This is a genomic window from Bartonella sp. TT110JLCBS, assembly GCF_042193405.1.
Lineage (GTDB): Bacteria > Pseudomonadota > Alphaproteobacteria > Rhizobiales > Rhizobiaceae > Bartonella.
The window spans coordinates 16,913-39,490 of the sequence record NZ_JBHILT010000017.1 but is presented as its reverse complement, the minus strand read 5'-3'; the positions used below and the strand labels follow the sequence as shown (position 1 = coordinate 39,490).

At 37.3% G+C, this 22,578-nt stretch carries 15 protein-coding genes and 1 pseudogene; 12 read left to right on the top strand and 4 right to left on the bottom strand.

Annotated features, from left to right (window positions below; genetic code table 11):
* Nucleotides 1-454, bottom strand: a pseudogene (locus ACFILW_RS07480) (Arm DNA-binding domain-containing protein); the annotation flags it as partial.
* Nucleotides 455-1,121: 667 nt separating this feature from the next.
* On the opposite strand from ACFILW_RS07480, the gene ACFILW_RS07475 reads away from it, so the two are divergent.
* The 3 genes from ACFILW_RS07475 (at nucleotide 1,122) to ACFILW_RS07465 (ending at nucleotide 6,785) form a co-directional block, all read left to right on the top strand.
* Entirely contained in the window at nucleotides 1,122-2,957 is a 1,836-nt protein-coding gene (locus tag ACFILW_RS07475; protein ID WP_375685446.1) for an outer membrane beta-barrel protein, read from the top strand.
* 248 nt (nucleotides 2,958-3,205) lie between these two features.
* Complete coding sequence (gene ileS / locus ACFILW_RS07470) at nucleotides 3,206-6,121, top strand: isoleucine--tRNA ligase (protein WP_375685445.1); 2,916 nt, start codon at nucleotides 3,206-3,208, stop codon at nucleotides 6,119-6,121.
* Between the two features lie 178 nt (nucleotides 6,122-6,299).
* Nucleotides 6,300-6,785: a hypothetical protein gene (locus ACFILW_RS07465; protein ID WP_375685444.1), complete on the top strand. Its 486-nt coding sequence runs from the start codon at nucleotides 6,300-6,302 to the stop codon at nucleotides 6,783-6,785.
* Nucleotides 6,786-7,435: 650 nt separating this feature from the next.
* On the opposite strand, the gene ACFILW_RS07460 is transcribed toward ACFILW_RS07465, so the two are convergent.
* The gene (locus tag ACFILW_RS07460; protein WP_375646455.1) at nucleotides 7,436-7,882 is read right to left on the bottom strand and encodes a nucleoside deaminase; all 447 of its coding nucleotides are present in this window, start codon (nucleotides 7,880-7,882) and stop codon (nucleotides 7,436-7,438) included.
* A gap of 266 nt (nucleotides 7,883-8,148) precedes the next feature.
* Here ACFILW_RS07460 and ACFILW_RS07455 point away from each other — a divergent pair, with 266 nt between their 5' ends.
* From ACFILW_RS07455 to lpxK, 8 genes are all read left to right on the top strand, one after another.
* A complete protein-coding gene (locus ACFILW_RS07455) occupies nucleotides 8,149-9,549 on the top strand; it encodes a pseudouridine synthase (protein WP_375623795.1) in 1,401 nt (466 codons plus the stop codon).
* A complete protein-coding gene (gene rsmD, locus ACFILW_RS07450; protein ID WP_375646458.1) occupies nucleotides 9,530-10,096 on the top strand; it encodes a 16S rRNA (guanine(966)-N(2))-methyltransferase RsmD in 567 nt (188 codons plus the stop codon). Before ACFILW_RS07455 ends, rsmD begins: the two co-directional genes overlap by 20 nt.
* 427 nt (nucleotides 10,097-10,523) lie before the next feature.
* Entirely contained in the window at nucleotides 10,524-10,973 is a 450-nt protein-coding gene (locus tag ACFILW_RS07445; RefSeq protein WP_375623791.1) for a hypothetical protein, read from the top strand.
* Between the two features lie 997 nt (nucleotides 10,974-11,970).
* A complete protein-coding gene (locus ACFILW_RS07440) occupies nucleotides 11,971-13,302 on the top strand; it encodes a TldD/PmbA family protein (protein ID WP_375685443.1) in 1,332 nt (443 codons plus the stop codon).
* Entirely contained in the window at nucleotides 13,289-14,095 is an 807-nt protein-coding gene (locus tag ACFILW_RS07435) for a 3'(2'),5'-bisphosphate nucleotidase CysQ (RefSeq protein ID WP_375685442.1), read from the top strand. The genes ACFILW_RS07440 and ACFILW_RS07435 overlap by 14 nt, the downstream gene beginning before the upstream one ends.
* A gap of 46 nt (nucleotides 14,096-14,141) precedes the next feature.
* Complete coding sequence (locus ACFILW_RS07430) at nucleotides 14,142-14,387, top strand: DUF4170 domain-containing protein (protein ID WP_375616897.1); 246 nt, start codon at nucleotides 14,142-14,144, stop codon at nucleotides 14,385-14,387.
* A gap of 1,370 nt (nucleotides 14,388-15,757) precedes the next feature.
* Nucleotides 15,758-17,080 (top strand): lipid IV(A) 3-deoxy-D-manno-octulosonic acid transferase, encoded by a 1,323-nt coding sequence (gene waaA, locus ACFILW_RS07425; RefSeq protein WP_375646463.1) that lies wholly within the window; start codon nucleotides 15,758-15,760, stop codon nucleotides 17,078-17,080.
* Nucleotides 17,070-18,110, top strand: coding sequence for a tetraacyldisaccharide 4'-kinase (lpxK, locus tag ACFILW_RS07420; protein ID WP_375685441.1), 1,041 nt, complete (start codon nucleotides 17,070-17,072; stop codon nucleotides 18,108-18,110). Before waaA ends, lpxK begins: the two co-directional genes overlap by 11 nt.
* A gap of 19 nt (nucleotides 18,111-18,129) precedes the next feature.
* Here lpxK and ACFILW_RS07415 read toward each other — a convergent pair whose 3' ends face one another.
* Together ACFILW_RS07415 and mutL are read right to left on the bottom strand one after the other, a co-directional pair.
* Nucleotides 18,130-18,366 carry a DUF2093 domain-containing protein gene (locus tag ACFILW_RS07415; RefSeq protein ID WP_273787833.1) on the bottom strand — a complete coding sequence of 79 codons (237 nt, stop codon included), beginning with the start codon at nucleotides 18,364-18,366 and terminating at the stop codon, nucleotides 18,130-18,132.
* Between the two features lie 109 nt (nucleotides 18,367-18,475).
* On the bottom strand, nucleotides 18,476-20,329 hold the full coding sequence (mutL, locus tag ACFILW_RS07410; protein WP_375685440.1) for a DNA mismatch repair endonuclease MutL: 1,854 nt from the start codon (nucleotides 20,327-20,329) through the stop codon (nucleotides 18,476-18,478).
* A gap of 247 nt (nucleotides 20,330-20,576) precedes the next feature.
* Between mutL and ACFILW_RS07405 the strand changes: the two genes are divergently transcribed.
* Nucleotides 20,577-21,665 (top strand): 2'-deoxycytidine 5'-triphosphate deaminase, encoded by a 1,089-nt coding sequence (locus ACFILW_RS07405; protein WP_375623777.1) that lies wholly within the window; start codon nucleotides 20,577-20,579, stop codon nucleotides 21,663-21,665.
* Nucleotides 21,666-22,578 lie beyond the last annotated feature (913 nt).

Below are 22,578 nucleotides of genomic sequence, written 5' to 3'. Positions count from 1 at the left end.
GGGTATTGCGTATCTCTGTTTGCGTAATCTCTGAAACGGGTAAACAGCCTAATTTAGGGAGAATATGAAGGCGTAAATGTAAAAACCAATTACAAGACTCACCATCATTTTTTAATTCAGCTTTACGGCTTTCAAAAGCATCTAGAGCAATATCTTTTAAATAATGGAGATTGCGCATTGCCTCACGCTTTTGTTTGTTGCGTTCTTTAATGGGGTCACGCCCCTCACGTAAAACAGAGCGCCACCCAGTTGCCAATTCACGGGCTTGTTTTAAAGAAACATCTCGCAAGGCACCCAAGCCCATTTCACGGCGCCGACCATGAATGGTATAACGATAAAGCCATTGAGCACTACCATCTTTACGCTTATGAAGAAGAAAGCCGGTACCATCACACTATTTGCCAGCCCCCAATGTTGCGACAGCCCTTGCATTAAGACGATTCATAAGAACCATTTTTACTCCTTTCTTGTACAATTTTTACCCACACACTCATCCCGCTTGTTATGTACAAGCGAGTGGTTTTGATTGATTCAAGATAAATGGATTTGAAATGATAGAATCCTACAGTATTAGTTTTTTCATTCAATATGAAAACAATAAGTTATCATTATAAATCAAAGTGATGCGTGATGAAGATGTTTATGCAAAGAATCTAAAATTTTTTTTGCGAGAGTTTGAATAAGTCCTTTGTTTTTCTTAATTTTAGATACAAAATATTATTGCTAAAGCACAAAAGGTAGATCAGCTGGTAAATAGATGAAACTTTGATGGGGACTGGTTTTTAAAAAGGTAATATTTGATTTCACTGTTTGCGCTGACATTGATTTTGCAATAACAGATAATATTTTATTGCATGCAGAATGCTGTTATTCAGATTTCGGTAAAAAGAAATTTATAAAGAATATTATCATTAACAGTTATGCGAAAATTTAATGAAAATGAATCCAACTTTATTTTAGTGTAATTTAGTTTACAAATTCTCATTGAATGTAGAATTAAAAGTTTAAGAAGCCTTATTTTCAAAAATTCTTTATTTTTTTGTGAGTGTGTCATTTTTGCTACAGATCTTTCAAAAAAGATGCTCTATATACATTTCATTTTGGATATTTGGAGAGACTTTATGAATACAAAATGTTTAATAACGGCTTCTATTTTTTCTTTAATTTCAGCGTCTACAGCGCTAGCTGCTGATGTTATGATTCCTCATCAGCCAGCATCATCGACTTCTTCTACCATTGTCGCGCCTACTTTTTCATGGACAGGTCTTTATTTAGGTGTTCAAGCGGGTGGTTTTTCGAGCAAAGCTGATATGGCTCTTGTCGGTCAAGAAAAGAGTTTACCACTGGATAAAGAGTTCTCTCCTAAACTTTCAGGTTTTGCAGGTGGTTTTTATGCAGGTTCTAATATTGATCTCGGTGACAACTTTATTTTTGGTATCGATACGGATTTAATGATATCTGGAAAAAAACACACAAAGACAATCACCATAGGTGCAGCTGATAACACTACAGTAGAAAATGCAGTCGTAAGATCCCGCAGATCCGCAAGCCTACAAACACCTCAAGCACCACAAGCAGCAATAGGAACACAAGCACAAACACAAGCACCAAAAGCCGCTTCAGGAGCACCTGTAGGTACAGGAACTATAACAGGAGGGAATCAAACAGCAGGATCCGCGTCAGAACAATCGGCTGCAACGCAATCTAGTCAAGCACCAGCTAAACCAGTAACTGCAGTTCAACCGTCACGAGCAGGAGCAGCACAATCAAATCAAGCAGCAACAACTGGAAATTCTAGCAATGTTAATGCAACACAAACAGTGGCTGTGGAGGTAAAAAATCCAGTAGTTCCAACATCATCATTAAAAACGCCATCTGAATCGCCGGTAGCACAATCAGCCTCCTCTAGACAGACGGTTAGATTAGTGCAATTGCCATCGTCTTCATTGGGAAGATCAAATACAGGAGGGACATCGGTAGGTGTGGTAAGTCGATCACAGCCAGTTGCATCTAAATCCTCCTCCCCCGACGCAGGGGGTAGAACACCAGAGCGGTCAGCATCGCTCTCATTGGCAAGATCAGCTATAGGAGGTCAGTTATCAGGGGGAAGGGCAAGTGAAGGGACAGTGTCTGAAAAACCAGTTGCTATAAAAACCGCGTCTTCTACCTCATCAACAGTATCAGGCGCAAGTCAGCCAGCAGCAAAAGCACCCACATCGGAACAATCATCAAAAGAAAAAACAGTACCGAGCGCACCACTTGTACTCGCGAGATCAGGATCATCCTCTGGTTCAGAGACAAAAGCTTCCAATGGAACAAGCGGAGCCCAACAGGGAGGTCATCATAGTTCTTCCCATGGTAGCGGAAATGCTAATCCGCATGGTGCACCTCATGCAGGTGGGCATAGCTCTGGTGCTCATGCGCATGGTGCTAATCCACATGCTTCTAGTTCTCATGGTGGACGGAATATGGCTGGACACGGTGCACAAAGTACACAAGCGGTGGATAAGAACGATTCCAGTGTATATGGTATAGAACAAATAAAAAAGATGGCTTCTGAACTTGGTCTTGATCAAGAGGATGCAGTTGAAACTTTAAGTCATACTTTCAAGCAAAATTGGGGTGGTGCTACACGGGTCCGTATTGGTTTTGCTGCTGATCGCTTTATGCCTTATCTTGCTGGTGGTATTGCTTATGGGCAATTCCAAGACACTATATCAGTATCCGTTAAGGATGAGGATGGAAGAGTCGTTTCTTCTAAGAACTTAGCTGATGAAACAAAAACCATGATTGGTTACACACTTGGTGGTGGCGTTGATTTCTCGCTTCTGGATAATGTGATTGTACGTGCAGAATATCGTTACTCTGATTTTGGTAAAAAGAAATTTGTAAAGGAAAAACTTGAAATTAACTACAAAACCAATGATTTCCGTGTTGGTGTAGCTTATAAATTCTAATTTTTTAAAGAGTAAATTTCTAAAAGGCTCCACTGACAGTGGAGCCTTTATTTTTTTAAAGATCACTTTTTGGTTTCTTTTCTTGTGAATTTCGTGATAAAGCCCATAAAGTGTGATGATATATTTTCTTGATCGCTGCTTAATACGAATGATAAGCTCGGCTTTCCCTATAGATAAAAACCAGAGTTGCAGGGTTCAGGGAAGTTATGCAAAAGTAAACTCGTAAAAGTGGACAGGAATATTTCACAATGACTGTGAAAAATGAAACAATAGATTATTCAAAAACTCTTTATCTCCCACAGACAAATTTTCCCATGCGTGCAGGTCTTCCGCAAAAAGAACTTGAATTGATGGCGCATTGGGAAAATATAGGGCTTTATGCGCAATTGCGCCAACAAGCAAAAGATCGTCCATTTTATATTCTTCATGATGGTCCACCTTATGCAAATGGCCATATTCATATCGGGCATGCTTTAAATAAAGTTCTAAAAGATGTGGTTGTTCGTTCATTTCAAATGCGCGGTTTTAATGCAAATTATGTTCCTGGTTGGGATTGCCATGGGCTTCCAATTGAATGGAAAATTGAAGAAAAATATCGCGCACAAGGAAAAAATAAGGACGAGGTACCTCTTAACGAGTTTCGTCAAGAATGCCGTGAATTTGCACAACATTGGGTAACCGTTCAAAGCGAAGAATTTAAACGCCTTGGTGTTGTGGGAGATTTTAACACGCCTTACACTACAATGGCTTTTCATGCAGAAGCACGCATTGCTAGTGAATTGATAAAATTTGCTATGTCAGATCAGATTTATCGTGGTTCCAAGCCGGTGATGTGGTCTGTTGTGGAACGTACGGCTTTGGCAGAGGCTGAGATTGAATATCATGATCATGAATCAGAGGTGCTTTGGGTTAAGTTTCCTGTTTTTGAAGCAAATTCTGATGATTTATATGGTGCTCATGTCGTCATTTGGACAACAACACCGTGGACAATTCCAAGCAATCGTGCAGTGAGTTATTCTTCGCAAATTTCTTATAGTATTTACGAAGTTAAAAGTGCTGAAAATGATTTTGGTCCTCAAGTGGGAGAAAAGCTTCTCTTTGCAGACGCTTTAGCGATGAGTTGTGCAGAAAAAGCCAAACTTGTTTTGAAGCATTTGCGTGTTATTTCTTCTGAAGAATTGAAAGCTCTTGTTCTTTCTCATCCACTCAAAGGTTTAGCTGGAGGGTATAATTATAAAATTCCATTGTTTGATGGTTCGCATGTAACAGAGAGTGCTGGTACGGGTTTTGTCCATACAGCACCAAGCCATGGGCGTGAGGACTTTGAAATTTGGAATGATTATAAGTCTTTACTGGAGCAGGCGGGGATTGATTCATCTATACCGTTTCCTGTTGATGATGCAGGGTTCTATACGAAAGATGTTCCAGGTTTAGGACCAGATCGTGAAGGAGGACCTGCACGTGTTATTGATGATAATGGAAAAATGGGTGATGCCAATAAAGAGGTCATTAACGCTTTAATTAAAGCAGATCGATTGTTTGCACGGGGGCGTTTAAAGCATTCCTATCCCCATAGTTGGCGTTCGAAAAAACCCGTTATTTTTCGCAATACACCGCAATGGTTTATTTCAATGGATAAAGATCTTGGGGATGGTTCAACTTTACGCAGTCGGGCTTTGGAGGCTGTTTCAAAAACGCGTTTTGTACCACCTTCTGGGCAAAACCGCCTAGCCTCTATGATAGAAGATCGTCCTGATTGGGTTCTTTCTCGTCAGCGTTCTTGGGGAGTTCCTATTTGTATTTTTGCGAATGAGGATGGTGTTATTCTAAAAGATGAAGGTGTGAACGAGCGTATTTTACGGGCTTTTGAAGCAGAAGGGGCAGATGCATGGTTTGCTGAAGGAGCACGTGAACGTTTTTTAGGTGAGCGTGCACATGAGCCTTGGATACAGGTTTATGATATTTTGGATGTTTGGTTTGATTCTGGAGCAAGCCATAGCTTTGTGTTAGAAGATCGGGCTGATTTGAAATGGCCTGCTGATGTTTATTTTGAAGGTTCAGATCAACATCGCGGATGGTTCCAATCTTCTCTTTTGGAAAGCTGTGGTACGCGTGCTTGTTCTCCCTATAAAGCCGTGATCACACACGGTTTTACTTTGGATGAGAATGGTAAGAAAATGTCTAAATCTTTAGGCAATACGGTTGTTCCGCAAGAGATCATTAAAACATCTGGAGCTGATATTTTTCGTCTCTGGGTTATGACAACTGATTATTGGGAAGATCAGCGTTTAGGCAAAAAAATACTTCAAACAAATGTGGATTCATATCGTAAACTACGCAATGCAATTCGTTGGATGCTTGGAACTTTAGCACATGATGATGGAGAAGAAATATCTTATGGTGCACTGCCGGATCTTGAAAGATTTATATTGCATAGGCTTTTTGAACTTGATCAGTTAATTAATCGCGCTTATGATGAATTTGATTTTAAAAAGATTATGCGTGCATTATTGGATTTTTCAATCATTGAGTTATCGGCATTTTATTTTGATATCCGCAAGGATTCTCTTTATTGTGATGCGCCTTCATCAAAAAAACGCAAGGCCTCCTTGCAGGTTGTCCGTGAGATTTTTGAGCGTATGGTAACATGGCTTGCTCCAATGTTGCCTTTTACAATGGAGGAAGCTTGGTTAGAGCGTTATCCAGAAAGCCAATCGGTGCATTTGGAACAATTTCGCTCTGTACCAGAAGAATGGCAAAACCAATCTTTGGCTGAGCGTTGGAAAAAAATTCGGCAGGTCCGTAAAGTTGTGACAGGTGCTTTAGAGCTTGAACGTGCTAATAAGCGTATTGGATCCTCTTTGGAAGCAGCGCCTATTGTTTTTATTTCCAATCCGGTTTTACGAGAGGCATTAGAAAATGTGGATATGGCGGAGATCTGTATTACCAGTGCTCTAACAATTACGCAAGATACAATGCCTTCCGATGCTTTTACTTTGAGTGATGTTGAAGGTGTTGGTGTATATCCAAAGAAGGCGTTGGGAAAAAAATGTGCTCGATCATGGCGTTATACACAAGATGTTGGGAGTGATCTAGCTTATCCCGATGTATCTGCCCGTGATGCTGCTGCTTTGAGGGAACTACTGATTCTTGGTAAGATTTAAAACTTTAAATCAAGGGAAAGAAATGCAAGTATATTTCTCGTATTGATGAATATAGTTTTTTGTGGTACGAAATAAATTCCGTTGTTTTATCTGCAGGGGGGGAAATTTGTATATGGACCGTTCTCTCATAAATAACGGGAATATTAATCAGCCATATACTTAGGAAATGGGATAAGCAGTGAGAAAATGTGAAGTAAAAATATTTCCAATAGGAATTTTGGGTATATGCTTTGTTTTAACGGGATGTAATGCGCCTACCTATGGTACCAATAAACCAGTTTCGATACAGTTTTTTGAAGATGTTGCTAATATTACTTCATTAACACCAACAAATAATAGCAGCCAGATTGTTATGAAACCTCATCCAAAACTTATAATACCAAGCCCTAGTTCACGCAGATTTTTGCCGGTACCACAACAGGATAGATCTGTCAATGAAATGGCAGCATCGAAGAAGCATCAAGGAAATACTCCTTTTCCTCATAAAGGATCGTCAGTTAATGGCGCTGGTTCAGAAAGCCCTTCACAGTTGAATGCGAAGCAACGACAGGAATATTTACGTCGTCAGAGAGCACAAGTTGGAAGTTCAAAATACCGTCGCTATCTCACTGAACCACCTTTAAGTTATCGCCAACCGGCAAAAACCGCACCTATTGGTCGATAAGGGAAAGACAAAATATTTAAAGTAAAGTATTTTTCCGATTACTTATGATACCAAGCTCTCATTCGCGCACAGTTATAATGCTGCTGTAGGAGGGGTGTTATTCTCATGAAATAGTAATATGACAACAACATCGAGAGAGTCCTTATGCGTTTCCTAACAAGAAACATTTCTTAAGCTTATTTTACAACATTGCTCATGTAGATAGTATAACGTAGAATCGATAGTGCTCTAACCATCTTTATTCTTATAAAGAAATAAGCCTTATATTTTCCAGCTCGTGGGTGTTGCTACAGCCTTTGGCACTTGAACGGTTCAGAAGAGGCATTTTTATTCCTTTTTTATGCAATTTTTTCCTACACATAAGCCTCGCTTGTGACACGTGTGAGCAAATGATTCTCACTTGAATCAATATGAGATGATTTATGATGAGAAAATCTTACGATATTCGGGGTTATGATTCAAGTTGAAAAATGATAATTTATCATTATAAATCAATGTATTGTGTAATAGATGCAATATGCAGTATTAAAAGAGTGTGAGAGAAAAAGTGTTTCGAAATAGCTTTTACTATATATGTCAGAAGAATTAATAGTCTTTTTGAGAAGTAGGATAGTTTTTTAAGAGTAAAAGTTATGGAAGAAGAATTGTTTTTAGTATCGCTTTTGTACAAAAAAATCTTTAAGTAATTGAGCAGCTTCTTTTTCTTTAAAACCAGAATAAATCTCCGGTTTGTGATGACAGGTTGGTTGCTGATAAAAGCGTGGACCATTTTCTATAGCTCCCCCTTTGGGATCATTTGTTGCGTAATAGAGACGTCGTATGCGTGCAAATGAAATGGCAGCGGCACACATAGCACAAGGCTCAAGTGTTACATAAAGATCGCAATCTGGAAGCCTTTCGCTTTGCAATCTTTCGCAAGCCATACGGATTGCGCGTATTTCTGCGTGTCCTGTAGGGTCATATGCAGATTTGATAAAGTTACCAGCGCGTGCAATGATAGCCTTTCCGCGTATAATGACAGCACCTACGGGAACCTCATCTTTTTTTGCAGCCCATTGTGCTTCTAAAAGGGCTATTTCCATGGGCGTCAAAGTCATAATATTCTTTCTACTGAAGGTATAGAAAATCTAAAGGTTTTTCGATAGGGAATGCTATGGAATAAATAATTTATTACGCTTTTATAATGAAAAGAATACCTCTATTTTTTAAGTGTTTAAAAAAACTTGCAAGTCGGCAGATACATTATTGTCGTTAAAGGATAGAAAATGATAAATGATTATGCTACTTCCTCTTTCAGAATAAGCGGTATGGTGCATGTGAATAGTTTTCTGAACATACTTGCAAAGATTGGTTTGAAACGCAAATGAATGAAAATAATGAGAGTGAACGGATTGCTAAAAGGTTAGCGCGTGCTGGTGTTGCTTCGCGTCGAGATGCAGAAATGATGATTGTTGCAGGTCGTGTTTCTGTGAATGGTGCAGTTGTGACAACGCCTGCTTTTAATGTTAGTCGCTCTGATGTTATTAAAGTTGACGGCAAACCTTTACCTCCTATAGAACGAACGCGTTTATGGCTTTACCATAAGCCAGCAGGCCTTGTTACCACGAACCGTGATCCTGAAGGTAGACCTACAGTCTTTAGTAATTTACCAAAAGGAATGCCGCGAGTTCTTTCTGTTGGAAGGCTTGACATTAACACGGAAGGCCTTTTGCTTTTAACCAATGATGGTGGCTTAGCGCGCGTATTAGAGCTTCCTGTAACGGGGTGGGTCCGCAAATATCGTGTCCGTGCTCATGGAAGAGTAAAGCAGAGCGCGTTGGATAACCTTAAAAATGGTATTGCGATTAATGGTATTTTCTATGGTTCAATTGAAGCATCAATTGAACGCGAACAAGGGTCGAATATATGGCTTTCTGTTGCTTTGCGAGAAGGAAAAAATCGTGAAATAAAGAATGTTTTAGGGGCATTGGGATTATCAGTTAATCGATTAATACGTGTATCTTATGGTCCATTTCATCTCTCTGATTTAGAAGAAGGAGCCGTGCAAGAGTTAAAAGGGCGGATGTTACGAGATCAGTTGGGGGAGCGTTTGATTATGCAAGCCAATGCAGATTTTGATGCTCCTATTCTTAAACCATTTTCAAATTCTGCAGTTGTTGCAGAAAAGCAAAGCCAGAAAGATCTTTCTGTTGCAAATGATGGTTGGGTTTTCTCAAGTGAAAGGGCGATACGACGCCGACCAAGAGATGGTTCTGTTGAACATAGTCGCGCACGATTAAGTACAAAGTCTCATGAGAATGTAAAGAAGGAGAAAAGTGAAGAAGGAAAAGCAGAGCGTTTTCTACCGCGTTCTCGCCGAGCTAATGTTTGGATGGCTCCTGGTGCACGTCCGCAAAGTGCACGTAGAAAGCCTTCCTATAGTGAGGAGAAATCGCATGATCATAAGAGCGATTTGGATGGTAGAAAGTCCTTTCATCGAGGCAAGGAAAAGCTAAAAGAAAGTCCATCACACAAAGAGAAGAGGGAAAGTTTTGTTCAAAAACGTGGCAAAATATCTTATGACGAGACGCCTCTCTTTGGTAAGAAAGATCGCTTTTTAAAGGATAAAGAGAAAATGATAAAAGGTGGTCATGATGAGCATTCTTTTGAGAGAAAGAAAAAGGTAAAGTCGTTTGGTGGTGCTATGAAGAAATCTAAACCACATAGGGACGGTGCAAAAACTTCGAAGAGATTTGGAGGTTTCCGTGCGGATCATAGGCGGTAAATTTGCTGGGCGTGTTTTGTTTTCGCCTGTTAATCAGTCGATTCGCCCAACGAGTGATCGTACACGTGAAAGCCTTTTTAATATTCTTTCTAGCCGTGAAGAACAATTTTGGACCAATAAACGCATTCTTGATCTTTTTGCTGGTACGGGTGCTTTAGGCATCGAAGCACTTTCACGTGGAGCAAAGGCTGCTGTTTTTGTTGAAAACTCGGTTGAGGGGCGTGGGGTGCTTCAAAAAAATATAGAAGCCCTTGAATTACAGTCGATAGGGCGGATTTTGCGTCGAGATGCAACCAAACTTGGTAATATTGGAACAATGCTTCCATTTGATGTTATCTGCGCTGATCCTCCTTATAGCCGTTGTTTAGGTGAACGCGCTTTTGTAGAAGCTTTGCGAGGAGGGTGGGCAAAAGCTGATACACTCTTCATACTTGAAGAAAAGAAAGATACAATGATTCATTTACCTGACGTCTTTTATCTAGACGATGAGCGCTTTTATGGTGAGACAGCAATACGTCTCTATAAATTACGATCGCTTACATCTTGAGAAAGTTCTTGTTTTTATCGGGTAGAATGAAAAAATGCTTTTTCTCCAATAGGATATATATTCCTCGATAATAGTTATGATCTTTTTTGTCTAATTTCTTTCTGCTATACCTTAATCATCACATTTCATCAGCCGTTGAAAGCTTTAAGCTATGCGGTCTGCATTGATATCTTATATGGTGCGTAACTTCTATTTTTTGTTATTGTCTAAACTTAAAAAAGATATTTTGTTTAGTATTGAAAATATTGTTCATTTATCCTGAATATTTGTGTGTTTAGTTTAGTAATATCGCTTGTTGATTTAATCATTACATATTAAGTAAATCTGAGAGTATTAAGTATCTTATCGTTGTGCAGCTTTAAGGATACTTTTTTATATTATTCTTTATCACTAAAGATAAGTAATTTGTAAAAAGGGGGAGATTATCATGTTTAATTGGATATATAGTGAAGAGATTAGTACAGAAGCAAGTGCTGAGCAAATTTGGGCTATATGGGAAGATGTGGCATCATGGCCTTGCTGGGATAGTGAACTTGAGTGGGTAGAACTTTCTGGTGCTTTTAAAGTAGGAGCTGTAGGGCAAATGAAACCTAAAAAAGGACCTACAGTAACTTTTACACTTGATAAAGTTATAAAAAATGTTTGTTTTTCTGATTATGCTAAACTTCCTTTTACACGTATGAGTTTTAATCATGAATATATTTGTTCAACAAAAACTGGTTCTTCAAATAACAAAATTCGTCATACTGTAACCATGTCTGGTTTACTTGCTCCTTTATTTGGAATGATTATTGGATCAAAAATTAAGTTACATCTTCGGGATGCAATGATTGAAATGAGTAGACGTGCTCTTACTGAAAACAAAAGCATTTTGTAAGGGGGGGCATTTATAAAGAAGTTAATACCTTAAAAAAAGGTGCAGAAATTATAACTTATTATTAGAATGGAATCAGTTATGAGTATACGGCAAACCAATGAGCTACGGAGCATTTTTTAGTTAGCTGTTGAAATCGAGTCAAATCATCTGAGAAAATTAATTTTGCACCAAAGATCTTATGAAATTCATTGAATTTTTTTATATATAAAAGCTTATAAGATGCTCTCTTCATTGAAAATGAGAAAGTTTCAGAAGTTTATTACTTCTCTTATGATGTAGGCCGATATTGTCATGATATTTGCCTGTTTCTAATGTTGCAATATTTTTTGCATTTGAAAGCTTACAAGATAATTTCTTTGATTACTTTTAAATATAAAAATGAGTTCTTTATGATATTACGTCCATTAGGGTAAAGAAGTTTATGACTGCTCATTTTGTTGAAACCATAATGGAAGGAAATATTTTTTACTCTGTTTAAGTTTTGTTTCATTTACAAGAGTGCCGTCTCATTATGAGAGAGTTTATAGAAGCAAAGAAGTGTATACAAATATAAGGCATTTTCTTGATTCTTGCTTGGAAATTAAAGAATGCTATAGGAAAGATATGAGGTAAGTTTTTTACTACCCAGAGGAAGAAAAACCTGTGATTTAGATCATTTTATGCTTTTTGAATTTTTGAGGATCTTGACTGAAATTCAAGTGTTATTGCTAGGTCTTTTGTTGATTGCCAAGTTTTCAGTTGTTTTGATTGTCAGTATAGATTTGGCTTCTAAAATGATAAGATCCTATGAGAAATCTTGAAACGAAAGAGATTTTGCGGCATATTACATCTTTTCATAAAGAAGCTAAAAGGAAAATGATTTAATGCATTAAGAGAAAAAGAATGCATGAAATGTGCATAATCTTATGAATAAACACACAAGAGTTATATTCTGATTTGTATAAATTTGTCAGAATGCTTATCAATGTAAATAATAAAATATTTTAGGGAGTCTATAATGACTGACAAAAACCAGATTGAGAAAGCTGTTTCGTTGGTTGAAGCAGCAAGGCGTTCTGGGGCAGATGCTGCTGATGCTGTTATTGTTCATACTCATTCTACCAGTGTATCAGTTCGTTTTGGGAAAGTCGAATCGACAGAAGCAGCAGAGAGCAATGATTTTACTCTAAGGGTTTTTGTTGGAAAAAAAGTAGCAAGTGTTTCTGCTAATTTAGGATCTTATCCGCAAGAACTTGCGGAACGTGCTGTTGCGATGGCTAAAGCTTCTCCCGATAGTTTATTTGAAGGTTTGGCAGATAAAGAGTGTTTGGTTAAGTATCCTAAAGATCTTGATCTTTTTGATGATTTTGTACCCAGCAGTCATTTTTTAACAGAAGATGCTTTAAAAACGGAGGCAGCAGCTCTTGATGTTAAAGGTGTAAGCAATTCTGGTGGCGCTGCAACAGCTTATGGCCGTAGTGGGTTTGTTCTTGTGACCAGCGATGGTTTTTGTGAAGCCTATCGCTCAAGTTGTTTTTCACGTTCTTGTAGTGCTCTTGCCGGAGAAGGAACACAGATGGAGCGAGATTATGATTATACAACAGCCTTACATTTTTCTGATTTAGAGGCAGCAGAAACTGTGGGAAAGAATGCAGGGCTTGGTGCTGTTCGACGTTTGGGTGCAGTTCGTGCGGCAACTGGGGGCGTTGATGTTATTTTTAATCCGCGTACGGCTCGTGGAATTGCAGGGCATATCGCATCTATGGTCAATGGAGCTTCTGTGGCTCGTAAAACGAGTCTTTTACAGAATTTTCTAGGCAAGGAAGTGATGAAGCCTAATGTTAATGTAACCGATCAACCTTTGCGATTACGTGGAAATGCTTCTCATCCTTTTGATGGAGAAGGGGTAGAGGGGCAAACACTCAATATTATTGAAAATGGTATTTTAAAAAATTGGCTTCTTTCATCATCTACAGCACGAGAATTGGGACTTAAAACAAATGGACACGGTGTGCGTTCGGCATCATTGGTGCAGCCGACCAGTACAAATTTTGCTATTGAACCGGGTTTAGTATCGCCTTGCGATATGATAAAAGATTTGCGAAATGGATTTTATGTGACCGAATTATTCGGTCATGGCATTGATTTTATTACTGGTCAGTATAGTCGTGGGGCTTCCGGTTTTTGGATTGAAAATGGTGAAATTGCTTATCCGGTGAGTGAAGTAACGCTAGGCTCTGATTTGCTTCATATGTTAGCACATTTAACACCTGCCAATGATATTGATCGGCGTTATAGTACCGCTGCTCCAACATTGTTAGTTGAAGGGATGACACTTGCAGGAAAATAATACGCATCATTCTTCTGATTTAAATCTTTTGCGTGAGGTTTGTCGAGAGGCAGGAGATTTAGCAATGCGGTATTTTGGATGCACGTTGGATGTCTGGATTAAAGAAGGTAATTCCCCGGTCAGTGAAGCAGATTTTGCTGTTGATCATTTCTTGAAAGAGAAGCTTCTTGGAGCACGTCCAAATTATGGATGGATTTCAGAAGAAACAAAAGATAATCGAGAAAAACAAGATTATTATGAGCGCTCTTTTGTTGTTGATCCTATTGATGGAACGCGTGGTTTTCTTTCTGGCAATCCTTATTGGTGTATTTCGGTTGCCATTATTGAGAATGGGCGTCCTATTGTGGGTGTTCTACAATGTCCGGCTCAAGGGGATGTTTATGCAGCTGTAACGGGTGGAGGGGCAACATTAAATGGGATAAAACTTCCTCGTTTAGCCTTTCAGGTTCATCGAAAATATAAAATTTCACTTGATAAATCGCTCGCACAAAAATTACCAGATGATTTTCTCAATCAAGTTAGTCTTTACCATTATCTTCCTTCTCTTGCTTATCGTATTGTTCTTGTTGCTCAAGATGAAATTGATATCGTATTAGTTCGTCCAAATTGTCATGAATGGGATATTGCCGCTGCTGATCTTATTTTGCAGGAGTGTGGAGGGTGTTTTTTATCGCTTGATGCCTCTTTACTATCTTATGGAATTGAACCTTACCAATATGGACTTTTAATTGCTGGTAAAAATAATTGCTGTCAAGATATGATAGATGTTGTTCGTCAAACAAAGTTAGTTTAATCACGTAAAAGCACGCTAAAATAATCTAAATAATATAGAGGCACATATGACTGAAACCAACGAAAAAAAACAATATTTACATCTTGTATTTGGTGGGGAATTAAAAAATCTTAATAGTAATCAATTCAAGAATCCCGATGATTTAGATGTGGTTGGTATTTTCTCAGATTATCAATCCGCTCAAGAAGCATGGCAGGCAAAAGCACAAAGCAGTGTAGATAATGCATTACAACGTTATTACATTGTAGATTTGCATCAGTTTCTTGATGCAGAGTTAGGCGATGCAGAATAAAGCTTGAATATTTGGTCATTATAACCTGTAGATTGCTTCATGCTTTTGTTTAGTCGTCCTTTTCATAGGTACGTTCTTCGGGTAAAATAGAATGCCGTAAAAAAGAATATGCTTGTTGTTTAAAATTCATATGTTTTTTTAAGAAACATCTCCCAAAGCACCCAAGCCCATTTCATAATAGTGTCCGTGCAAGGTATAAAATCCATTATTGCACCACCATCTTTACGCTTAATAAAAATGCAAGACAGTTTCTATCAAACTATTTACAACAGCAATATTATCATGACAGCTATCACTCGAAGTTTATGATTATATTGTGAATAGTCACTCTGCTTTTGAATGGGGGATGAGACACTAATGCGTTAAGATTAATAAAAAGAGTAGCATTATTAATGATAGCAATTATTACTCTGTTGAGATTATTAGCACTCGTTACTTATCTATTGGAATTTTTTCAACGAGTTATTACTATAAGCTTAGAAACCATGAAAGTCGTTAGAAACTTTACCAAAATTAGAAATTTAGAGAAACTGAATAGATTTATGAAGTTAACTTACCTCAGAAGGGTTTCTTGAGTACTCATTTAAAACTAAAATCTATAAGTTAATCATTTTGTGTTGATTATATACAATCTTAAAAGGAATAATATATCATTGCGACCTCCTGAAAAGAGAGGATTTAAAATTTTGAAAACTCTTATTTAAATTGCTTTAAGACTTTTAAGAAATTCTCTATTAAACAAGATTAGATTTTTCTGGATTACCTTTAAGAGATTATATCACAATTTAAAATGAGAACTCTATACTATTCAAAAGTTTTTAAGATTAGTTTGACATATTCATTTTATTGAAATGAAATAATAGAGATTGAGCTTTCTTTTAAACACATTTTATTTGTTGTATTTATATTAGGTTGTAATGTCTATATGGGTTATTTTTTGAAAAATTGACAATACCTAACATATGTAAAAATAAGCTTTTTCTCTAAAATACCAACGTGCAAAATTCAAAGTCTCATTAAAATCATAAGAAGTATTTATTCAGTGAGTTGAAAAAATTGATACAATCTATGTCATAGGTTTATCATTTATATTTTAAAAATTATAATCGACTGAAATGTAGTTTTGTTATTTTTGAGTAAGATTTTTTATAGGGTGCAGAATGAAGTGATAAAATCGATATAAGTTACAAAATTTAATTAAAAGAGATTTAAATAATGTGTATATGTATTGAATTTTCTCATGGATTAAGCTTTTTTTATTTAAGATATCGATGATATTAAAAAATATGGATGCAACCAATAGTGTTGATGAATTTTTTAACAAAATAAGTATATAGATATCTTAAAATAGCTGGATGAGGTGATTTTAAATGGTAGAATTAAAGGCACATACGGCTCTTTTAAGCTATCGGATAATTGGTTTTTGCTTATGTCCTGTTATTCCTTTTTATTTGTTCTTTCGTGCTATTCGTGGAAAAGAAGAGTGGTGTCGCAAAAAAGAGCGTTTAGGTAAAAGTTCTTATGTACGCCCCCAAGGTTCATTAGTTTGGTTGCATGCAGCAAGTGTTGGAGAAACACTTGCACTTTTTCCACTTGTAAATTATATTTTATCATTGAAAATCAATGTGTTAATGACAACAGGGACTGTGACATCTTCTACTCTTGTGAAAAAACATTTTGGTAATAGGTTGATTCATCAATATGCTCCTTTGGATTTAGATTTTGCAGTGCGCCGTTTTATTAGTCATTGGAAGCCTGATCTCGTCTTGATTTGTGAATCAGAAATTTGGCCCCTTCGTATTAAAGAACTTGCAAAAATGCGTATTCCGCAGATTTTGGTTAATGCCCATATGTCTGAACGTTCTTTTAAAGCTTGGCAAAAACGACGCGTTCTTGCCAAACATATTTTTAAGGATATTGATTTGGCGATTGGTCAAAACGAAAGAGATGTAGCTTATTACCATAAACTTGGCGTAAAATCTGTTACGTTTTCTGGTAATCTCAAGGCTGATGTTTTTCTGGTTGAAAATCAAGCATTGCTTGCACGTTATCGTAATGCTATCGGCAATCGTCCAGTTTGGGCAGCTGTTTCAACGCATGAAGGGGAAGAGGAGATTGCTTTTGAGGTCCATAAGATTGTTAAAAATTATTTGCCAGATTTATTAACAATTATTGTGCCTCGTCATCCTGAACGTTCAGAAGATCTTATCAGAAAATGCGATAATAAGGGGTTAAGTTTTATTCGTAGGAGTAGAGATGCTGTTCCAAACATGAATACCGATATTTTATGGGGAGATACCATTGGAGAAATGGCACTTTTTCTTCGCTTATCACAAGTTTCTTTCGTTGGTAAATCGTTATGTGGAAACGGTGGACATAATCCCTTGGAATTGGCTTTGCTTGGCTCTGCTATTTTGACAGGGCCCCATGTTTCAAATTTTCAAGAGATGTTCAAACAATTTCTAACGCATGATGCAGCATATATGGTTCAAGATACAAAACAGCTTGCTATTCAGGTGTATAAGCTTTTAACCAATGAAACATTGCGACAAGAAATGGTTGATAAGGCTTATGAAGTGGCGACAGGTATGGCAGGTGCACTTGAGCGCACATTAAAGGTTTTAGATCCATTTTTACACCCCCTTGTAATACAAACAGGTTTACGTCAACGTCAGGGTAGATATGCATATTAGCGCCCCCCATTTTTGGTGGAAAAATAAAAGCTTTTTGCGTTTTGTATTAGCCCCAGTTTCATGGGGGTATGGTTATTTTTCAAGTCGTTTTATGGCAAGACAGCCTCCCGTGATTAATCTGCCTGTTTTGTGTATTGGAAATTTTACATGTGGTGGTGCGGGTAAAACGCCGGTTGTTATTGCTTTTACCAAGGTGGCTAAAGAACTTGGTTTTGTACCTGGTATTGTATCTCGTGGTTATGGTGGATCAGTTAAAGGGGTACATCTTGTAAATGAGAAATATGACAATGCACGCGATGTTGGAGATGAGGCACTTTTACTTGCACGGCATGCTTTTGTAGCTGTATCACCTAATCGTTATGCAGCGGCGCAACGGCTTAAGCAAGAGGGATGTAATCTTATTTTAATGGATGATGGATTTCAAAGTCGCCGTCTTTATATGGATTATGCGTTACTCGTTGTTGATGCGATGCGCGGTTTTGGTAATGGAGCTGTCTTTCCAGCAGGACCTTTGCGCGTACCATTAAAAACGCAGTTTTCTTTTATGGATAGTGTTTTATTGATTGGTCACTCCGATGCGCCTGATAATGTTGCTTTTCTTGTTTCGCGTACTGGAAAGCCTTTATATCGTGCTCATCTTAAAGCCAGTGCTTCTGATGAGGTTTCAGGAAAATCATTTTTGGCATTTGCCGGTATTGGCAATCCAGATAAGTTTTTTAAATCTATTAAAGAATTATCTGGTCATGTGGTGCAAACTTACATATATCCAGACCACTATTTTTTCACAGATGAAAATTTAAAAAGCCTTATACAAAAGGCTAAAATGCACAATTTATGGCTCGCAACAACAGCTAAAGATTATACCCGTATACAGACAATTCACACGCAAAAAGATTTGAAAAATCTTATTGTCTTTGATGTGAATGTCGATTTTGTTCAAAAAGACTTCTGTCGAATGGTTCTTGAGGAGGTCATGACCCGCTTTAGAAAACGTTCCCTTGAGTTTTCTTGTCTAAAAGGCAAAGGCTAAATTTATAGCTTTCAAAGGGTTATTTTTCTTTTGTTTTTAACAATTGCTTGAGATATGGGTTGCACTCAAGTTCACGTTGATAGGAGATTTCACAACTAGCATATGCTTCTTGGCGGTGATGATTCCAATATTTTAAATCATCTATAGGGATTTTTTGCCCGCTAACAGCACAAATAGTATAGGTGCCATATTCTATAATGTCATATCCGTTATTAGAATAATGAATTTTTGCTTCGCGTTCACTATCGGAAAACATTATAACTCCTTTTTGCTTGATACAAGAGATTCAAGAAAAGTGCCATAAAATATATTATAAAGTCGAGAGTTAATTTAAAAATATTTTTCTTGTCAAAATGATGAAGAGTTTATTTTCTGCCAAAAAGCCGTTCTATATCTGCCAATTTGAGTTCAATATAAGTAGGGCGTCCATGATTACATGTACTTGTATTAGGTGTTGCCTCCATTTGTCGTAATAGTGTGTTCATTTCTTCAGGGCGTAAAAGGCGCCCTGACCGTATTGAGCCGTGGCAGGCCATCGTTGCTGCAACATAATCAAGCATTGCTTTTAAATTATTTGTTGTATCATACTCAGCGGCCTCATCTGCGAGATCTTTAATAAGGGCTTGGACGTTGATCTCTCCTAACATGGAAGGTGTTTCACGCACAACAATTGCTCCTGGTCCAAATGGTTCTATTCCTAATCCAAATTTTTGCAAAGCATCTTTATGCGTTAAAAGACATGTTGCATCCTCTTCAGAGAGTTCTACAATTTCAGGAATAAGTAATAACTGTGAAGGAAGCGGTTTGGAATAAAGTGCATTTTTGAGTGCTTCATAAACCAATCGTTCGTGAGCTGCATGCTGATCGACAATGATCAAACTATCTTGTGTTTGGGCGATAATATAGTTTTTATGGATTTGTGCTCTGGCCGCTCCTAATGGATAAGATAGCTCTTCTGATGAAGATGTAGTGTTTGGAATGTATGCATCTCCACTTGGTGTATTTAAGCCCTCCATAATAGGAGCAGCATCTTCTTTTAAATCAAAAGAGCGAGTACTATCCAATGGTTTGTGAACCATTGAAGCGCTGGTAAAATGATGAGGCTGTGAACTGTAAGAAGAGAACTGGTGAGTGTTCTTAAAATTGCCTAATGGTTGTTGTGCCAATGGTTGTTGTGTTTGAAATGCAGCAAGCATTGCTTCAGAACGGGTTGAAGTCGGACGAATACCAGATTGCTGCAATGCTTCACGAATAGCTCCAACAATCAAACCACGAATTAATCCTGGATCACGGAATCGTACATCAGCTTTGGCTGGGTGAACATTAACATCTACCTCAGCAGGTGGGAGATCAATAAAAAGAATAGCGACAGGATAACGATCTCGTGTCATGACATCAGCATAAGCACCTCGGAGTGCACTCCATAGAAACTTGTCACGCACGGGACGCCCATTAACATAAGCAAATTGATGAAGGCTGTTATTTCGGTTGAAAGATGGTAAACAGGCAAAACCCGTTAAGCGCACCGCTTCGCGTTCAGCATTCAGCGCGATGCTATTAGGGGCAAATTCTTTTCCCATAATTTGTGTAATGCGTTGTAATTGTCCTTGAGTATTATTTTCTGTAGCAGACAGTTCCATAGATGTTCTGTCTAATCCTGAAAGAGAAAAGCGGATATGTGGAAATGCGATAGCAATTCGCTTAATCATATCGCTAATAGCATTTGTTTCAGCCCGATCAGTTTTCATAAATTTTAATCGTGCCGGCGTGACAAAGAAAAGATCACGAACTTCAACAATTGTTCCAAGGTTTGCAGCAGCTGGTTTGGGTCCTACAATTTTTCCAGCAGTAACGGAAATTTCAGCAGCGCTCTCAGCATCTTTTGTTCGTGAAATGAGTTTAAGTTTAGCAACAGAACCAATAGAAGGGAGGGCTTCTCCTCTAAATCCAAGGAAGCAGATATTGTGTACGTCATCGGTAATCTTTGAGGTGCAATGGCGAGAAACCGCTAAAGTTAATTGATCGGCAGGAATCCCACAACCATTATCACTGACTTTGATAAAATTTTTTCCACCATTTGCCGTAATAATTTCAATGCGCGTTGCACCAGCATCAATAGCGTTTTCAACAAGTTCTTTGACAACATTTGCTGGTCGTTCAATAACTTCACCAGCGGCGATTTGATTAATAATATTTTCGCTAAGATGGCGTATAATCATAATAAATTCTAACAGGAATCTTAAGGGTTCTATAAAAAATTATGATAACATCATTTGCGCTACATTCAAGAATAAGAGAGGATGAGAGATATTATTTTTACAATACCTCCTGTTTATTTTTAAAGAGAAGCAAAATGTTTTTCAGTTGGGTAAAACAGAAAAAATCGTTTTTATCACCTTAAAATAGCTTGCACCAATTTATCATCTAGGTCAAAAAAGAAACAATGTAAAAGGGAAGGCGATATATATGACGCGTATAAGCGGTATTTTAGCAGATAGTGATATACAGGCTTTGATTGATAATAATTTTCTCAAGGCTTGCTATCCATTTGATAGATCTCAAATACAACCAGCAAGCCTTGATCTTCGTTTAGGGGAGAAAGCTTATCGTATACGTGCTTCTTTTATGCCGGGTTCTGATGCAAAAGTTTTGGATAAGCTTGAACGGTTAAAGTTGCATGAGTTTGATTTACGAGACGGAGCGGTTTTGGAAACGGGGTGTGTTTATATTGTTCCTCTTTTGGAAAGTTTAGCTTTACCAGAATTTTTATCTGCTGTTGCCAATCCCAAAAGTTCTACGGGGCGATTAGATATTTTTACACGCGTCATTACGGATAATGCGCAGGAGTTTGATAAAATTTGTGCTGGTTATCACGGTCCACTTTATTTGGAAGTTAGTCCACGAACATTTCCAATTTTAGTACGTACAGGCTCGCATTTATCACAGCTTCGGTTTAGAAAAGGGCACAGCTATTTAAATGAAATTGAGCTGCATGCTTTGCATAGGCAAGAAACGCTGATATCGGATGATCTTCCTAATATTAGTGCTGATGGTATTGGACTTTCCATTAATTTAAAAGGAGATGAAAACGGGCTTATAGGTTATCGCGGTAAACATCATACAAGTGTTATTGATATTGATAAACGTGCTGTTGCTCACATTTTAGATTTTTGGGAACCTCTTTTTGATCGAGGTCAAAGGGAGCTCGTTCTTGATCCTGATGAGTTTTACATTTTAGTTTCACGAGAGTCTGTTCATGTGCCTCCACTTTATGCTGCAGAAATGCCTCCTTTTGATCCCTTAGTTGGTGAGTTTAGGGTGCATTATGCAGGTTTTTTTGATCCAGGGTTTGGGCATAAGGAGGCAGGTGGTAAAGGGGCAAGGGCAGTTTTAGAAGTACGTAGCCATGAAGTTCCCTTTATCTTAGAGCATGGTCAAATTATTGGCCGTTTGGTCTATGAACATATGCTTAATCGACCATCAACCCTTTATGGATATGATGTTGGATCACATTATCAAGCACAGGGTTTAAAGTTATCCAAGCATTTTAAATGAATTGAGAACTACGAATTTTGATAACATGTATGCAGAAAGCGTATTTTAGATAAAAGAAAATTTTGTGCTTCGCAAAACCGGCATTATGCATTCTATTTTTAATTTCCAAGGTTATCTCATCCCTTGCATTTGAGAAGATATGAGAGGCATTTTTGCTTTTTTTTCAAGAGGTTGTATCTATACAAACTCTACTTATGATGTGCAAAAGAATAGTTTTGATTATTTCATCATGACAAAATCTAAAATGAAAGAATCTGACTATATTCAATATGTCATACATATATATTATTATAATAAATCAATAGGTTAATAAAATTCAATATAACAGTAGCGTATTCACTTTTCAAATTAAATATGCGAGATTGGATACTGCACTTGACTCCATTTTTCTAGAGTTTAATGACCAGTATATTTTATTTTGTATAAAAAATATCTTTAAAGAGTTAATAAATAAGTTTTTCACTAAATTTTAGTAACATAATAAACATTGTTCTAATTTTAGTAACTCATTTATAGCCTCAAGATATAAAATTGCTAGAAAATTATTCAATTAAATATGAAGATTTTCTATTAGTATGAACATTAAAAGTTTTTTATGTTGTATGTGAATTAGGCACTGTATATTTTTATAAACTTTCATGAATAAGTAACAGGTCTCAGTTTTGAATATTGATATAAGAAGATTTCTGGATATATGCGACAGCTTTATTTCCAGTATTAATAAAGGATTTTTTCATCTTTTGAAGGAGATTATGGTTTATACTTAATGATGCTCTATATTCTTAATAACTGATAATGTAAGAGCCTTTGGAGGGAGAAACGACTTTAAATTATAACTAATTAAGCTACGGAGCAATCGCTTTCGAAGAGGTATTGGTTTAAAGGGAGTATAACAATTTCAATTGCACATGAA

Excerpts from the sequence above, each read along its gene's own strand:
- ACFILW_RS07405 (WP_375623777.1), top strand. The coding sequence starts at position 20,577 with ATGACGCGTATAAGCGGTATTTTAGCAGATAGTGATATACAGGCTTTG.
- ACFILW_RS07475 (WP_375685446.1), top strand. The coding sequence starts at position 1,122 with ATGAATACAAAATGTTTAATAACGGCTTCTATTTTTTCTTTAATTTCA.
- ACFILW_RS07460 (WP_375646455.1), bottom strand. The coding sequence starts at position 7,882 with ATGACTTTGACGCCCATGGAAATAGCCCTTTTAGAAGCACAATGGGCT.
- ileS (WP_375685445.1), top strand. The coding sequence starts at position 3,206 with ATGACTGTGAAAAATGAAACAATAGATTATTCAAAAACTCTTTATCTC.
- ACFILW_RS07440 (WP_375685443.1), top strand. The coding sequence starts at position 11,971 with ATGACTGACAAAAACCAGATTGAGAAAGCTGTTTCGTTGGTTGAAGCA.
- ACFILW_RS07455 (WP_375623795.1), top strand. The coding sequence starts at position 8,149 with ATGAATGAAAATAATGAGAGTGAACGGATTGCTAAAAGGTTAGCGCGT.
- ACFILW_RS07430 (WP_375616897.1), top strand. The coding sequence starts at position 14,142 with ATGACTGAAACCAACGAAAAAAAACAATATTTACATCTTGTATTTGGT.
- ACFILW_RS07415 (WP_273787833.1), bottom strand. The coding sequence starts at position 18,366 with ATGTTTTCCGATAGTGAACGCGAAGCAAAAATTCATTATTCTAATAAC.
- ACFILW_RS07445 (WP_375623791.1), top strand. The coding sequence starts at position 10,524 with ATGTTTAATTGGATATATAGTGAAGAGATTAGTACAGAAGCAAGTGCT.
- waaA (WP_375646463.1), top strand. The coding sequence starts at position 15,758 with ATGGTAGAATTAAAGGCACATACGGCTCTTTTAAGCTATCGGATAATT.
- mutL (WP_375685440.1), bottom strand. The coding sequence starts at position 20,329 with ATGATTATACGCCATCTTAGCGAAAATATTATTAATCAAATCGCCGCT.
- lpxK (WP_375685441.1), top strand. The coding sequence starts at position 17,070 with ATGCATATTAGCGCCCCCCATTTTTGGTGGAAAAATAAAAGCTTTTTG.